Source organism: Saccharothrix deserti, from assembly GCF_009769385.1.
GTDB classification, from domain to species: domain Bacteria; phylum Actinomycetota; class Actinomycetes; order Mycobacteriales; family Pseudonocardiaceae; genus Actinosynnema; species Actinosynnema deserti.
Genome location: NZ_VKAB01000024.1, coordinates 15,473 through 29,564, shown reverse-complemented (window position 1 = coordinate 29,564; position 14,092 = coordinate 15,473). Strand labels below are relative to the sequence as shown.

Below are 14,092 nucleotides of genomic sequence, written 5' to 3'. Positions count from 1 at the left end.
CTCACCGTTGATAACGATTATCAGGTGCGGTTAAGCTCGCGCGGTCTCCGGTGCAGAGTGATCGGCTTGCTCATGGTTGTTCGTCCGCAGTCGTCCGCGCCGTCGGTCGACGGTGACCGGCGGGCGCACGTTCGCCGGTCACGGGTTGTGCAGCGGGTGACGGTCGCGGTCCTCGGCGTCGCGATCCTGGTCATGCTGGTCGTCTCCGGCTCGGTCGGTACCGTCGAGGTCGGGTTCGTGGACGCGGCGCGGATCGCGGTCGGGCACCTGGTCCCGAACATGCCCTGGATGTCGGATGGCAGCCTGACCGTGTTGCAGGACCAGGCTGTGTGGCAGTTCCGCCTGCCCCGTGCGTTGCTGGCCGGGCTCGCGGGTGCCGGTCTGGCGTTGGCGGGGGCGATCATGCAGGTGATCGTGCGCAACCCGCTGGCCGAGCCCTACCTGCTCGGTGTGTCGTCCGGCGCGGGGGTCGGCGCGGTCCTGGTCATCACCCTCGGCTCGGCGGCTGTCGGCGGTCTTCCGCTCGGCGTCGCGGCATTCGCCGGGGCGCTCGTGGCCAGTGCGTGTGTCGCGCTCGCCGCCCGGCATCGCGGCGTCCTGTCCCCGACCAGGATGATCCTGTCCGGTGTCGCCCTCGGTTCCCTGTTCAGCGCCGTCACGAGCTACCTGACGTTGACGACCGAGGCGCAGAACGTGTTCAGCGTCCTGTTCTTCCTGCTGGGCAGTGTGTCCGCCGCGTCGATGGGTTCCTTGGTCGTGCCCGCGGTGGCGTTCGCGGTCGCGTGCGTCGTCGTCGGGCTGCGCACCCGGGCGATGAACGCGTTGCTGACCGGTGACGAGTCCGCGACCGCGTTGGGTGTGGACGTGAACCGGCTGCGCGCCGTCCTCCTGGTGACCTCGGCGTTGCTGACCGGGTCGATCGTGTCGGTGAGCGGCGGTATCGGCTTCGTCGGTCTCGTGATCCCGCACGTGGCCCGCATCCTCGTGGGCGCGGACCACCGGCGGATGCTCCCGGTCGCGGTGCTCGGCGGCGCCGTGTTCCTGATGCTCGCCGACCTGCTGTCGCGCACGGTCGCGGCACCCGCCGAGGTGCCGATCGGCATCCTCACCGCGGTGGTGGGAGCGCCGTTCTTCCTGTGGCTGATGCGCCGGGACACGGCGTCGAGGGCGGGACTGGACCGGTGAGGGTGCGCTTCGACCACGTCAGCGCCGCTCTGGGTGGCCGTGAGGTGCTGCGCGACGTGGACATCGAGATCCGCCCCGGCCGGTTCCTCGGGCTGGTCGGCCCCAACGGCAGCGGCAAGTCGACGCTGCTGCGCACGCTCTACCGGACCGTCGCGCCGTCGTCCGGCCGCGTGCTGCTCGACGAGCGGGACGTGTGGCGGACCGACCGGCGGGCCGTCGCCCGGACGGTGGCGGTCATGACCCAGGAGACGTCCACCGAGTTCGACCTGACCGTCCTGGACGCCGTGCTGCTGGCCAGGGTGCCGTTCCAGCGCGGGTTCGGCCGCGACACCGACGCCGACCTCGACCTGGCGTGGACCGCGCTGGAGCGGGTGGGCGCCACCGACGTCGCCGACCGGCCCATCGGCCGGTTGTCCGGCGGGCAACGGCAGCGGGTGATGCTGGCCCGCGCGCTCGCCGCGGACGCCCCGGTCCTCGTCCTCGACGAGCCGACCAACCACCTCGACATCGCCTTCCAGCTCGAGCTCATGCGGATCGCGGCCGGTCTGGACCGCACGATCATCGCCGCACTGCACGACCTCAACCTCGCCGCCACCCACTGCGACGACATCGCGGTCCTCGACGGTGGACGGCTCGTCGCCACCGGAACACCGGCCGAGGCGCTCACGCCGCGCGTGGTCGAAGACGTGTTCGGGGTCGCCGTCGACCAGCTCACGCACCCGCGCACCGGCCGTCCCGTCCTGGTCTTCGACCACCCGCCGCAGACCCGCCAAGATCCCACCGACCGCAGAGATGAGATCAATGCGTAACACCCTGTCCCTGCTCGCACTCGGTGTCAGCGTCACGCTGGTGGTCGGCTGCGGCTCCTCGGTCACCCCGAACACCCCGGCGAACTCCTCGGCCAACGCCGGCCAGGCGGTCACGATCACCAACTGCGGCCGGGACGTCACCGTCGACGGCGCGCCGAGCGCGGCGGTCGGGCTGAGCCCGTCGCAGACCGCGCTGCTGTTGCGGTTGGCCTCGCGGACTCGCTCGTCGGGCAGGCGCAGACGGCCACCGCGCCGCTGCCCGACGACGTGGCAGGCCTGGCCGCCGACGTCCCGGTGCTGAGCGAGTCCGGGCCGCCGAGCCGGGAACAGCTGCTGAACGCGAAACCGGACTTCGTGTTCTCCCCGACCATGTACGAGTTCACCGCCGAGCAGGGTTTCGCGAGCCTGGAGCAGCTGAAGGAGGCCGGCGTGGCGGCGTACGTCGCCACGGGCGGGTGCGCCGAGCGCCGCATGAAGGGCACGGTCGAGGACGTCTTCACCAATCTGGAGAACCTCGGCCGGATCTTCGCCGTGCCCGACAAGGCCGCGCCGCTGATCGAGAAGGGCAAGGCGGACCTGGCCGCGGTGGACAAAGCCGTCGCGGACCGCGCCGAACCGACCGTCGCCCAGGTGTACCTGGAGGGCACCACCGTGACGGCGATCGGCGCCGGCATCGAGTACGACATCATCCGCCGGGCCGGCGGGGACAACGTGTTCTCGCCGGAGGACCCGCAGTTCGCCAAGTTCTTCGCCGCGCAGATCACCCCGGAGGCGCTCGCCGCATCGAACCCCGCCGCGATCGTGTTCGCCGTCAACTCACCCGAGCACCAACAGGCGACGATCGACTACCTGACCCGCACGTTCCCGGACATGACCGCCGTGCGCGAACAGCGGCTGATCCCGATCGACGCGGCCGACACCTATCCGGGCACCCTCGGGAACGTCTCCGTGGTGCGGGAGATCGCCGAGCGGCTCCACCCGGACGCCTTCACGTCGTGATCCACCGCAGGCTCCTGCAGCTGGCCGGTGTCGTCGCCGGACCGGTCGCGCTCCTGGCGGCGTTGTCGACGCTGGTGTCGGCTTGTCACGTCGCCGGAGCCGTCCTGGCAGCCGCCGTCCTCGCCGACCTCACCGGCGGGGACGGCGCCGACGTGGCGCCCGTGATCGCGGTACTGGTCGGTGTCGTCGCCGCGCGTGCGGTCCTGGTGTGGTTGCGGGAGGTCGCCGCCGCCCGGTTCGGCATCGCGATTCGCACCCGGCTGCGCGGCGAGCTGCTGCGCCGCATCGCCCTGTTGGGACCGGCGTGGGCACAGGGAGAGCGGTCCGGCGCGATCACACACACCGTCGTGGACGGTGTGGAAGCCCTCGACGCCTACTACAGCCGCTACCTGCCGCAGCTGCTCGTGACCTGTGTCGTGCCCGCGGCCGTCGCCGGATGGCTGTTCACCGTCTCGGTCCCGGCCGCCGCTGTTCTCGCCACGGCGGTGCTGTGCGCCGTGGTCGTCCCCCGCTTCTGGGACGCCCGGCTGCTCAGGATGGGACGAACCCGCTGGCGCGCCTACGAGAAGTTGGCGGCGGACTACCTCGAGGCCACGCAGGCGGTCGGTGTCCTGCGGGTGTTCGGCGCGGGCCGGCGGACCGGCGAGGCGCTCGCCGAACGCGGCGAGCACCTGCACCGCTCCACGATGACCCAGCTGCGGGTCTCGCTCGTGGAGGCCGGCGTCAGCGCGCTCGCACTGCACCTGGGCACCGCCGCCACCGTCGTCGTCGCCTGCGCGGGGGTTCTCGGCGGGTTCGCACCGGCCGGGTCGGTGTTCCTGTTCCTGTTGTGCGCCAGGGAGTGCTTCCGCCCGGTGCTCGACCTGTCCGCCCACTGGCACCTCGGCTACCAGGGGCTGGGCGCGGTCGAGGGCATCGACGAGATCCTCACCGCGCACCCGGCCGTCGCGGACACGGGCACGCGCACCGATCCCGCCCGTCCGGGGGCGCGACTTCGGCTGCGGCAGGTCGGTTACCGGTACCCGAACGGGGCAGGCGTCGCCGACGTCAGCTTCGACTGCGCACCGGGGAGCACCACGGGAATCATTGGCCCGTCGGGTGCCGGCAAGAGCACGCTCGCCCGGCTCGTCGTCCGGCACGCCGACCCGCAGCAGGGGACGATCGAGCTCGACGGGACCCCGATCGCCGACTACACCCTCGCGGCCCTGCGCGCGAGCATCGGCGTCGTCGGGCAACACACCTACCTGTTCCACGGCACCGTGGAAGAGAACTTGCGCCTCGCCCGCCCCGACGCGACACCTCAGCAGGTCCGCACCGCCGCCCACGTCGCGGACGCGCTCGCATTCATCGAGGCGCTCCCGCAGGGCTTCGCCACGGTGCTCACCGAGAACGGGGCCCGGCTGTCCGGCGGCCAGCGGCAACGGCTCGCCATCGCCAGGGCCGTGCTCGCCGCGACCCCCGTGCTCCTGCTCGACGAAGCGACCTCCGCCCTGGACGTCGACACCGAGGAACGCGTCCTCACCCGGCTCGCCGAGCACTGTCCGGGCACCACCCGGATCGTGATCGCACACCGTGAAAGCGCCCTGCGCGACGCCGACACGGTCGTCACGATGGAGTCCGGCCGCGTCGCCGGCACCACCTCCCCGGCGGCACGGCGATGAGCGGTCCGCTCCGGCGCCTCCTCCCGGTCATCGCCGAGCAGCGGGCGAGTTTCGCCTGGACCATCACCGCCAACGCCATCGTCCAGCTCGGCGCGCTGACCACGGCCGTCGTCGGCACATGGCTCGCGGGACGGACCGCCGCCACCGGCACCGCGCCACTGGCCGCCGTGACAGCCGTCCTGTGCGGCCTCGCGGTCCTCACCGCCGCGATGACCTGGCGGGAGTCGTGGGTCTCCCACGACCTGGCCTACCGGCTGATCGCCGCCCTGCGCGCCCGCGTGTTCGACCGACTCCGGGTGAGCCTGCCCGACTGCCGGAAGCCGCGCCGCAGCGGCGATCTCGCCTCCGTCGCCTTCGCCGACGTCGACCGGCTCGAATGGCTCTACGCCCACACCGCCGCCCAGGTGCTCACGTGCGCCGTGCTGGTCGCCGCCACCACGACGTTGTCGTTGCTCGTCACGCCGTGGCTGCTGCTGGTCTGGGTGCCGTTCGTCGTCGTGACCGCGGCGCTGCCCTGGCTGTTCGGCCGGGTCGGCGCCCGGCAGGGCACCGAGCTGACCGAGGCCGCCGCAGCGCTCAACGCCGAACTCGTCGACACCGTCCGCGGGCTCGACGAACTCAGCGCCGCAGGAGCCCTGGACCGCCGCACCGCCGCACTCGACCGGCACACCAGCGTGCTGACCGCGGTGCAGGCGCGGATCGGCTCCCGGACGGGCGTGGAACGCGCGGCCACCGACGCGGCACTGTCCCTCAGCGCGATCGGTGCCCTGGCGGTCTGCGCGGTGAACCTCGACGCGGTCGGCCGCACGCTCGCGCCGGTCGCCGTGGTCCTGGCCACCGCGGCACTCGGTCCCATCGCGCAGATCTCCGACCTGCTGCGCAACCTCGGCACCCTGCGCGCCGCCGGAACGCGGATCGTCGACGTCCTCGACCGGGCCCCGGCGGTCCGCGAAACCCGCGTGCCCCGCCCCCTTCCACCCCGTGACCGCGCGACCGGGCTCGTGTTCGACCGCGTGACCTTCCGCTACGGCCACGACGGGCCACCCGCGCTGCGCGAGGTGTCCTTCACCGTCCGCCCCGGCGAACGAGTCGCGCTCACCGGTCCGTCCGGCGCCGGCAAGACCACGTGTGCGCTGCTCGCCGTCCGGATGTGGGACCCCGACGCCGGCCGCATCACCCTCGACGGTGTCGACCTCACCGAGTTGGCCGACGACGACCTGCGTGGCGCGATCAGCGCCGTGCCCCAGGACCCCGGTCTGCTCGCCGGGACGATCGCGACCAACATCCGGCTCGGACGCCCCGACGCCAGTGACCACGACGTCGAGGAAGTGGCCCGGCGGGCGGGAATCCTGGACTCACGGGCAGGTCTCCCCGACGGGCTCGACACACACGTCGGCGAGTCCGGCGCAGGACTGTCCGGCGGTCAACGGGCGCGAGTCGCCGTCGCCCGAGCCCTGCTGGTCAACCCGCGCATACTCGTCCTGGACGAGGCGACCGCCAACCTCGACCCCGACGCCGACGAGGCCATCACCGCCGCGCTCACCTCGGCCGACGACAACGTCGGCGTCCTCGTCATCGCCCACCGCCCCGCCACCCTGGCCCGCTGCGACCGAACCGTCGAGCTGGGGGAAGGGCAGCGCGCCACCTGATCCGACCGTCATACCAGTCGACGGCCATTGCGAAGACCGCGCCGTGGAACCGCGCACTGCGGAGGATTCGGCCGCGCTGCCGGTCGATGCTTCAGTGCGCCCCTCAAAGGGGGAGTCTGACCACGGTGGTGAAGAAGACGTCGATCTGGCGGATGAGGGCGGCGAACGCGTCGCCGTCGACCGGCTTGGCGACGTAGGCGTTCGCGTGCCGACCGTAGCTGTCCCGCACGTCCTGCTCGCTTTCGGACGACGTGAGCACGACCACCGGGATGGAGCGCAGGTCCTCGTCCGCCTTGACCTGCGCGAGCACCTCCCGGCCGTCCACACCGGGCAGGTTGAGGTCCAGCAGGACCAGCCTCGGTCTGGGCGCGCCGGCGTGCTCGCCTTCGCGGCGCAGGAACGCCATCGCCGAGGTGCCGTCGCGCACCACGTGGAGAGAGATCCGGTTGTCCGGCGCGGCCAGGGCTTCGGTGACCAGCAGCACGTCGCCGGGGTCGTCCTCGACCAACAGCAGGTCCAACACGGCCGGCGGGACGACTGCGGCACCGGATCCGAAAGGCTCTTCCACTTACGCACCGTATCGGGTTGCGGGTCCTTACGCGATCTTGACAGTCGCTCAGCGATCAACCGGTTGATCAGGGGAGACAACGACATGACCAAGCGACTGCCGGCGTCCGACGCCAACCGGTCAACCGGCCCGCGAGGAGGGGTCGGTTTTCGGTGAGGTCGAGGCTGAGGACGATCTCACCGCTGTCGACATCCCCGGTGGGCTGGAAACCGAACCGCCGGTAGAAGGCCACGGTTCGCCGTCACCGGGTGGTGCGTGAACAGCCGCGGATCGCCGAAGGCCGTAACCCGCAGCCCAGCGCAGGGCTGATCGACTCCCAGACGGTGAAGGGTGCCGACACCGCCGGGCGCGAGTCCCGCGGTCAGAATGTGGCGATCGGGTTGACCGGGCTGCCGGACGTACCGGCGAAGCGGACCGGCGCGACTGCGAGGTGGAAGTCCCACTGGCCGAGCTCGGCAGCCGTCGTCGCGCACACCTCCAGGTCGCAGTTGTCGAGCAGCCACAGACCCATCGCGACGAGGCTCACGGCGTGAACCGGCATCAACACGTCTTCGTACCCCGACGGCTGAACCTCCTGGGGGGTGTCGGCGCCGATCAGCGCGACCTCCCGTTCATGCAGCCACGGCAGGCAGGACGCGTGCCAGCCGGCCTGCGTGAAACCGCCGGCCTCACCGGCCTCGTGCCGGACGCGGCCATAGCCGGTCCGCAGGAGTACCGCATCGCCGGATCGCACCCGCACACCCTGGCGACGCTCGGCCTCCTCGAGATCGTCGGGAAACACACCCTGCCCCGGTTCCAACCACGGCACATCGCGGACCCTCGCGATGTCCAGCAGGACACCACGCGTGATGATCCCGTTCGCCGCCGCCGTGACGGCCGCCCACGCCGATCCCGTTGCGGCGTCGACCAACGAGTGCGACCGCCCGTTGTACATCGTGCCGTCCCAGAAGATGTGGCACGGCGAGTCGACGTGGGTGACGGTGTTGCCGTGGAACGTGATGCCGAGCCGCTCGGACGAAAAGCCCCAGCGCCGGTCGTCGCGGAATCCGGGCAGCGGCATGTCCTCGGCACCCGGCATGTCGGCGGCGCACGGGCACGTCGTCGTCGACCGCTCCATGTCTTCCGGTACCGCAACCTCCCAAGCGCACGACACGCTCCTGCCGTGGCGCACGGCCCGCGCCGCCGCCAGCCGGACGTCGTCGGTGATGTGGTTCAGAGTGCCGAGCTCGTCGTCGTCGCCCCACCGTCCCCAGTTCGACAGCGTGTTGAAGTACCCGAGCACGTCGTCCTGCGTGGGCATCGGTCGCCCTGCCGTCATCCCAGCATCGACTCCTCCGGTCACGCGGTTCGAGGCACCGCAGGCAGGGTATCCCGCCCTCTCCTTTGACATGCCAAGGCCCGCTGAACCGGCATGACACTAGATCAGCGGGCCAGCAGTCGGCCGGTCAGGAGGTGGGGTACGGCGCACCTGTGGTGCTGTGGCACCGGTAGCCGTTGATATTGCGTGCGAGGTACTGCTGGTGCAGTCACAGAGTGACAAAGCTTTGTAAGAGCGTGTTCGAGAAGATCGACTACTGGTGGTGAAGGTGCGTCGCTGCCGGCGGGTGGCGGGGCCTCCGCGGGCGATCCGGCGGGTGATGGTGTTGATCGCGGCCCAGCGGCACGGTGCTTGTCGCCGTGACGGTCGTGATGCTGGTGCGCCGCGCTTGGCACGCGCTCGTGCTCATACCGTTGGCCGCCGCGGTCGCGGTCGCGCTCGCCCCGGCATATGCGCTGGTGCCCGCGGCCGTCGACGCGCTGTTCCCCGTGGTGGCCGGATGACGCGCGTTCCCGGCGACCGACGCCCCGCCGACGGGTCGCTTCCGGCAAGCCGACCTCACCGCCGTCTAGACGGCCCCGGCCGGTACCGGCGCGTGGCCGCGATCCGAAGCCGCTTGTCCACGAGGACGTCAGTGCGCGGCTGGGCGGTGCCCGCGTGCCACGGCCAGGCACAGCGCGGCCAGTACCGCGATCATCGGTGCCCAGCCGTAACGTTCCCACGGGCTTGGCGAAGCCAGGTTCATCAGCATCCCTGCCGTGAGCAGTCCGACCAACGCCCACGTGCCGACCTTGGCGACTCGCTCCGGTACCCACCGCACGCGGTAGCCACCTCGCCGCAGCACCACCGCCGCGGCCACCAGCCAGAACACGGTGGCGACCCCGCTGGCTATCCGCAGAGCGGTGGGTAGCTCGGCCGCCGCGCCGCCCCATGCCGCTCGGCCCAACGGGATTCCGGCAGCCAGCAGTGCCTGAAACGCAGACACCGCCACGAAACCTGTCCCGGCAACGGCAGCGGCCCGTCTCAGCCGGCGAGTGAAAGCCATCGTCATGAGGTTCTCCCTGGTCGTGTTCTCGCCGGGTCGTCGAGTTCGGCAAGAGTGGACAGTGCGTCGTGAGCCCATGCCTGTGCGGCACGGGCGGAATGTTCTCCCGCGGAGACGGTGAGCAGCCAGTAGTCACGGTCCTCGCTGTCCTGGCCCTCGATCTCCGCGCGGATCTCCGCGTACCGCTTCAGCGCGTCCTGCGCTTCGGCCAACGCCGCCTGGACCAGCGTCCGACACGCGGCGGGACCGAGATGCCGGCCGAAGTACAGTCGCAGCAGCAGTCCGTTGCGCGGTGGCGCGGCCTGAACCGGCTGCGCCAGCAACTCTTCCAGGCGCCGGGTCCCCGATGGCGTGATCGCGAACGTGGACGCACCGGTCCGGGCCGCGTCCTGCCGGCGCACAAACCCCTGCCGTTCGAGGTTGGCCAGGGTGGGATAGATCTGACCGTAGCTCTCGCTCCAGAAATGCCCCAACACGTCCCGGATCGCTTCGCGCAGCGCGTAACCCGTCATCGGCTGGACGCTCAACCCGCCCAGCACCGCGACCTCGGTCTGACTCGCTCTGGCCATCCCCACTCCTCTCTGACAGATATATCTATCAGAGACATGGCCAGTCGGCAAGCCACTCGCTTCAACAACCGTGGTGGTCGGACACCCTCGACGTGTAGCCCGGCGAGGAGTCCTTGCGGATCCCGGTGATGCCGGGATCTACCGGCTCCGTCTGGCGTGAGGTGGGTGGTCGCGGTACAACCGGAGGTATGTCCGAGCACGCCGGGCGTCGTGACCCGCACCTCGCGGTGAAGCGTGAGGTGCTGGTGCGATATCTCGATGCGTGGATCCCGGCCGCTCTGCGATCGCACCGCGGTGCCACGTACGTCGCGTCCGGCGCCCCTGACTTCGTGGTGGACGCGTTTCGGGTCGTCGGGGAGTTCGCCGACCGGCTCGGCGGGCATCACCTCGACATGGTGATCATCGGGGCGGCGGCCGATCCGGCGGTGTTGCGCGAGTTGGGTGAGCCGCCGGCGGGCCTGTCGGTGCGGTCGGTCGCCGATCCCGGGGACCTCGCGGTGGCCGGGCCGGTGCTGGCGCACCTGGACGTCGTGGAGGACAGCGCGCTCACCGAGCCGGACGCGTGGCGGCTGGTCGCCTCACTGGCCCGGGGCAAGGCGCACGAGGTGCTGCTCACGGTGCCCGCGGCGGAACAGGCGATGGATCACCGCAGCCGACTGGGCGCGGTGGGGCTCGCGTACGTGGTCACCGTCGAACTGGTCGCCGACGACGGCCGGGCGCAGCTGCTGGTGTTCGCCACCGGGGACATCAGGCACCTCGCGACGTTCAAGGACGAACTGTGGGCGGTCGACGAGTTCGCGGGGATCCGCTACCGCGATCCGCGCGACGCCGAACGCACGCTGGTCGACATCTCGCTCACCCCGCACCTCGGGCCGTTGCGCCGGATGCTGCTGGCGGAGCTGGCGCGGCGGGGCAGCTGCACCGTCGCCGACCTGCAGCAACACGCGCTGCTCGAGACGATCTACCGCCCAGCCGACGCCATCGGGGCCCTGACCTCGGCGGCCTCGGCCGGTGCCATCACCCGGGAGCCGGAGAAGGGCCGCCTGACCCCGCGCACCACCGTCGGCCACCGCGAAGATCACCGACAACGGTGACCGGACAGGTCCGCGGCCAACGGCACCTCGGCTTCCGCGGTCCAGCCCGACGACGGTGCACGATCGCATCCGCTCGACGGGCGACTGTGCCAAGTGGACAAATCTGTGCACGTTCCCGGTCGCGTGTGCGTTTCCCGACCGCACGACGAACATCCTGTGAGCTTCTCCCGATAACCCGAGGCGGTGGTTACCTGGCTCCGGCCGGTGATGCCGGGATCGTAGTGGGCTCGGTCTGGGCGGTGTGCCAGGCGGCTTCGTACTCGTCGGGGCTGAGCCAGCCGAGGTCCTTCTGGATGCGTTCGGTGTTGTAGAAGCCGTCTATGTAGCCGGAGATCGCGTTCTCGGCCTCGTCGCGGGTACGCCAGGACCTGCGATAGACCAACTCGATCTTCAGCGTGGAGAAGAAATTCTCCATCAGCGCGTTGACGCTCCTAGTCCCAGCGGCTTGACTTCTACAGGAGCATCCTCCCGACCCGGCCAGTGCGTCGGCCACCCGACGCTCGTAGCGGCTGTGCACTCGCCTCGACTCGTGGCCACAACCGGTGCACATCGCGGTCCGACCGCGGTGTGCACCGCATCGGTTGTGTCAGTCCTGAATCAGCCCGAGGTCACTGAACACCTGCCGTCCCCAGGAAAGCGCGGTGGGCAGGTCGTCCCACTGCCGGTCCTCTTCGGTGAGGTAGGGGAACACATATGGCTCCGTGACCTCAGCGGGTAGGTCAGTGGCGAGGCATGTGAACGGGGGACGTCCGTAGTTGTCTGCATACATCGCCGCGGCGACCTCTTTTGGCTGCGCGTCCCATATGCCGAACCACAGTCGCCGCAGCATCGCCGGGTGCGCCATCGCGAAGATCAGCCTGCCCACGTCGAAGGGTTCGCCGGCCGAGATCACCCGTGCCACACAACAGGAGCGTTGGGGCCCATTGGGTAGATGCAGTACCCCGACGTCCCCGGACCAGATCTCCACGCTGTGGCCGGCGTCGATGATCGCGGCGCACAGCGTGGCCAGCGCCAAGCCGCGGTTGATGATCACATTGTGTTCGATCCGGTGCGAGTACGAGGACGGGACGAGGAACGTGATCACCTTGCCACGTCGGGAGACTTGCCGAGGTACCACGTCCACCATGCACTCCGGCAGCCCGGCCAGGTATGCGCCGACGTCCACCTCGCTGCCGGTCACGTCCCAGGTCGGTTCCAACACGGTGACCGCGTGGGACAGGCCGGCACTGTCGCGCAGTTGGCTGATCGTCACGTCGGCCTCCTCCAAGGCCAGCGGCCAGCCGTCGACGGCCAGCTGGACTGCCTCTTCCCAGGAGGCACCGTGCCATTCGACGCCGGTTCTCCTGCTGGTCCCGTAGTCGATGGACGGCGGAGCCGTTGCGGCATCCAGGAATTCGCGCCAGGACAGCAGCGGTGGCAACGTTGTGGTAAGCACAGGTCAGTCCAGCCCGAGTGCCTTGCGGTGCGCGTCGGAGAGGCCGCGCACCACCCGCCACTGCATCACCTGGTCCACGGTGGCGCCCGCCTCCAGCAGCTTGGCACCGTCGATGCTGGTCCGTGGCGAGAAGAGCACCGGTAGCTTCTTGTCCGCCACCAGCTTTCGCAGATCTCGGACTTCGGCGAGGAGTTCGTGCACCGCGTCCGGGTGCGATGGCGCGTGCCGTAGCGCGATTCGCTCTTCCAATCCCTCGTCGATCGGCACGTCGATCACCACAAAACGGTCCAGCGTGGCGGCATCCAGCGTCTGCCGGCCGACGTACTGCCGGTCACCCCCCGTGCCATACGTGTTTCCGGTGGCCACCAACCGGAAGTTCTCGTGCGCGTCCACCATGCGGTCCGCGAACGCACAGGTGCCCAGCGCGAGCGCTTGGTTCAGCTCGGCGAGCAGTCCGGGGTGGCCGTTGTCCAGCTCGTCCAGCAGCATCACACCACCGTGCTCGAACGCACGGCGGAACGGGGTGTCGCGGTACTGGCCGTGAGCGTCGTAGTAGCCGAACACCTTGCTCATCGGGGTGGTCGGGCCCAACGACAGCGCCTGGAACTCCAGGCCCAACGCCCCCGCGGCGTGCTTGGCCAGCATGGATTTCCCGGTGCCCGCCGGGCCGACCAGCAGCACGTGGCAGCGCGCGTGCAGTGCCACCAACAACTCCGGCAGCACCGTGTGCGTGTCCGCGCCCAGTTCCACCTCCCCGCCCTGTGGAAGCACTACGGTGACCACGTTCGGCGCGTACTGCGCGAACGCTTTCTCCGCCTCGTCGCGGACTGCGCCACGTACCGAGTTCAGCGCTTCCTCGGACACCTTGTCGACCACGCCCGGCAGGGCCTCACGGGTCGCCTCGCGTGCCATTTCGGTCGCCGCGACCGCAGCTTTGCCGGCCAGTTCGTCATGCAGCAGTCGCAGATCCGGAGTCGCTCCGGCCACCGCATCACGAGCGAGCCCCGGCAGTACTTCCTCCGCCGCCCGCTCCACCGCGTCGGCCAGCGAGCCGCGGACCTTTTCCGCCTCGTCCCGTACCGCCTCGGGTGCCGCGTCCTTGACTGCCGCGCGCACCACCTCGATCATTGCGGCGGACCCGGCGTGCACCAGCTCGTCACGCACCTCGTCACGGTCCGGGGTGGCCCTGGCGACCGCAGCGCGGGCCAGTTCGGAGATCACCTCCTCGGACTGCTGCGCGAGGGTGCTGGTGACCGCGTCGCGCACCTGGTCGGTAGCCTGACGCACCACGTCCGCCAGCACGTCCCCGGCCTGACCGCGCACGATGCCGGTCACTTCCGAGGCCACCGTGGCGACCAGTTCCTCGCGCAGCTTCGCCGCATCCGGTGTCGCGTCCCGCACCGCGGCCCTGGCCAGGTCTGGCAACAGACCGTCCGCGGCGCGGTTGACCAACGCCGGCAGTTCGGCCTCCAGCTCTTTCCGCGCTGCTCCCTCGACCGCGGCCTGCATCTCAGCCAGGTCCGGGGTGGCTTCGGCGACCGCGAGCTTGGCCAGGTTGGGCAGCGACGCCTGGGCGTGCCGGTGGATGGTCTCCGGCAGACGGGCCTGGATCTCGCTTTGCACCATCCACAGCAGATTGCTCTGCGTGAACAGAGCACGCGCTACCGCCTCGGAGATCTGGGCGACCTCCGCCTTCGTGCTGCTCCGCACGTTTCCTCCCCGTTCCACGTGGTGTCGCCCCGAGTATGGGATCGTTTCGG

General features: G+C 70.5%; 15 protein-coding genes. 8 read left to right on the top strand and 7 right to left on the bottom strand.

Going from position 1 to position 14,092, the window contains the following annotated elements:
- Positions 1-72: 72 nt before the first annotated feature.
- Genes FM051_RS32525 through cydC form a run of 6 tightly spaced genes read left to right on the top strand, consistent with a single transcriptional unit; the run spans position 73 to position 6,303 of the window.
- Positions 73-1,185: a FecCD family ABC transporter permease gene (locus FM051_RS32525; protein WP_158850366.1), complete on the top strand. Its 1,113-nt coding sequence runs from the start codon at positions 73-75 to the stop codon at positions 1,183-1,185.
- On the top strand, positions 1,182-1,994 hold the full coding sequence (locus FM051_RS32520) for an ABC transporter ATP-binding protein (RefSeq protein ID WP_238412811.1): 813 nt from the start codon (positions 1,182-1,184) through the stop codon (positions 1,992-1,994). The genes FM051_RS32525 and FM051_RS32520 overlap by 4 nt, the downstream gene beginning before the upstream one ends.
- Positions 1,987-2,295 (top strand): hypothetical protein, encoded by a 309-nt coding sequence (locus FM051_RS52210; RefSeq protein ID WP_238412810.1) that lies wholly within the window; start codon positions 1,987-1,989, stop codon positions 2,293-2,295. Before FM051_RS32520 ends, FM051_RS52210 begins: the two co-directional genes overlap by 8 nt.
- Positions 2,250-2,993 (top strand): ABC transporter substrate-binding protein, encoded by a 744-nt coding sequence (locus FM051_RS32515; RefSeq protein ID WP_238412830.1) that lies wholly within the window; start codon positions 2,250-2,252, stop codon positions 2,991-2,993. The genes FM051_RS52210 and FM051_RS32515 overlap by 46 nt, the downstream gene beginning before the upstream one ends.
- On the top strand, positions 2,990-4,654 hold the full coding sequence (locus FM051_RS32510; RefSeq protein WP_158850128.1) for an ABC transporter ATP-binding protein/permease: 1,665 nt from the start codon (positions 2,990-2,992) through the stop codon (positions 4,652-4,654). Before FM051_RS32515 ends, FM051_RS32510 begins: the two co-directional genes overlap by 4 nt.
- Positions 4,651-6,303 carry a thiol reductant ABC exporter subunit CydC gene (gene cydC, locus FM051_RS32505; protein WP_158850126.1) on the top strand — a complete coding sequence of 551 codons (1,653 nt, stop codon included), beginning with the start codon at positions 4,651-4,653 and terminating at the stop codon, positions 6,301-6,303. Before FM051_RS32510 ends, cydC begins: the two co-directional genes overlap by 4 nt.
- A gap of 103 nt (positions 6,304-6,406) precedes the next feature.
- Here the strand turns inward: cydC and FM051_RS32500 are convergent, their stop codons facing one another.
- Positions 6,407-6,871: a response regulator gene (locus FM051_RS32500; RefSeq protein WP_158850124.1), complete on the bottom strand. Its 465-nt coding sequence runs from the start codon at positions 6,869-6,871 to the stop codon at positions 6,407-6,409.
- Positions 6,872-7,232: 361 nt separating this feature from the next.
- A complete protein-coding gene (locus FM051_RS32490) occupies positions 7,233-8,189 on the bottom strand; it encodes a cyclase family protein (protein WP_238412809.1) in 957 nt (318 codons plus the stop codon).
- A 359-nt stretch (positions 8,190-8,548) separates the two neighbouring features.
- Between FM051_RS32490 and FM051_RS32485 the strand changes: the two genes are divergently transcribed.
- Positions 8,549-8,692 (top strand): hypothetical protein, encoded by a 144-nt coding sequence (locus FM051_RS32485; RefSeq protein ID WP_158850122.1) that lies wholly within the window; start codon positions 8,549-8,551, stop codon positions 8,690-8,692.
- A 128-nt stretch (positions 8,693-8,820) separates the two neighbouring features.
- Here the strand turns inward: FM051_RS32485 and FM051_RS32480 are convergent, their stop codons facing one another.
- On the bottom strand, positions 8,821-9,174 hold the full coding sequence (locus tag FM051_RS32480; RefSeq protein WP_158850120.1) for a hypothetical protein: 354 nt from the start codon (positions 9,172-9,174) through the stop codon (positions 8,821-8,823).
- A gap of 62 nt (positions 9,175-9,236) precedes the next feature.
- A complete protein-coding gene (locus tag FM051_RS32475) occupies positions 9,237-9,803 on the bottom strand; it encodes a PadR family transcriptional regulator (RefSeq protein ID WP_158850118.1) in 567 nt (188 codons plus the stop codon).
- A 188-nt stretch (positions 9,804-9,991) separates the two neighbouring features.
- Here FM051_RS32475 and FM051_RS32470 point away from each other — a divergent pair, with 188 nt between their 5' ends.
- Positions 9,992-10,897: a hypothetical protein gene (locus tag FM051_RS32470; RefSeq protein ID WP_158850116.1), complete on the top strand. Its 906-nt coding sequence runs from the start codon at positions 9,992-9,994 to the stop codon at positions 10,895-10,897.
- A gap of 187 nt (positions 10,898-11,084) precedes the next feature.
- Here the strand turns inward: FM051_RS32470 and FM051_RS53345 are convergent, their stop codons facing one another.
- Genes FM051_RS53345 through FM051_RS32455 form a run of 3 tightly spaced genes read right to left on the bottom strand, consistent with a single transcriptional unit; the run spans position 11,085 to position 14,042 of the window.
- Positions 11,085-11,447, bottom strand: a complete 363-nt coding sequence (locus tag FM051_RS53345; RefSeq protein WP_274383796.1) for an IS3 family transposase — start codon at positions 11,445-11,447, stop codon at positions 11,085-11,087.
- A 36-nt stretch (positions 11,448-11,483) separates the two neighbouring features.
- Positions 11,484-12,317, bottom strand: a complete 834-nt coding sequence (locus tag FM051_RS32460) for a DUF7192 family protein (protein WP_202919134.1) — start codon at positions 12,315-12,317, stop codon at positions 11,484-11,486.
- 18 nt (positions 12,318-12,335) lie between these two features.
- Positions 12,336-14,042: an AAA family ATPase gene (locus FM051_RS32455; RefSeq protein ID WP_202919133.1), complete on the bottom strand. Its 1,707-nt coding sequence runs from the start codon at positions 14,040-14,042 to the stop codon at positions 12,336-12,338.
- Between the last annotated feature and the right edge of the window lie 50 nt (positions 14,043-14,092).

What these genes read in the sequence shown, in the direction of transcription:
- FM051_RS32525 (WP_158850366.1), top strand. Translation starts at nt 73, where the DNA reads ATGGTTGTTCGTCCGCAGTCGTCCGCGCCGTCGGTCGACGGTGACCGG.
- FM051_RS52210 (WP_238412810.1), top strand. Translation starts at nt 1,987, where the DNA reads ATGCGTAACACCCTGTCCCTGCTCGCACTCGGTGTCAGCGTCACGCTG.
- cydC (WP_158850126.1), top strand. Translation starts at nt 4,651, where the DNA reads ATGAGCGGTCCGCTCCGGCGCCTCCTCCCGGTCATCGCCGAGCAGCGG.
- FM051_RS32490 (WP_238412809.1), bottom strand. Translation starts at nt 8,189, where the DNA reads ATGACGGCAGGGCGACCGATGCCCACGCAGGACGACGTGCTCGGGTAC.
- FM051_RS32475 (WP_158850118.1), bottom strand. Translation starts at nt 9,803, where the DNA reads ATGGCCAGAGCGAGTCAGACCGAGGTCGCGGTGCTGGGCGGGTTGAGC.
- FM051_RS32470 (WP_158850116.1), top strand. Translation starts at nt 9,992, where the DNA reads ATGTCCGAGCACGCCGGGCGTCGTGACCCGCACCTCGCGGTGAAGCGT.
- FM051_RS53345 (WP_274383796.1), bottom strand. Translation starts at nt 11,447, where the DNA reads ATGTGCACCGGTTGTGGCCACGAGTCGAGGCGAGTGCACAGCCGCTAC.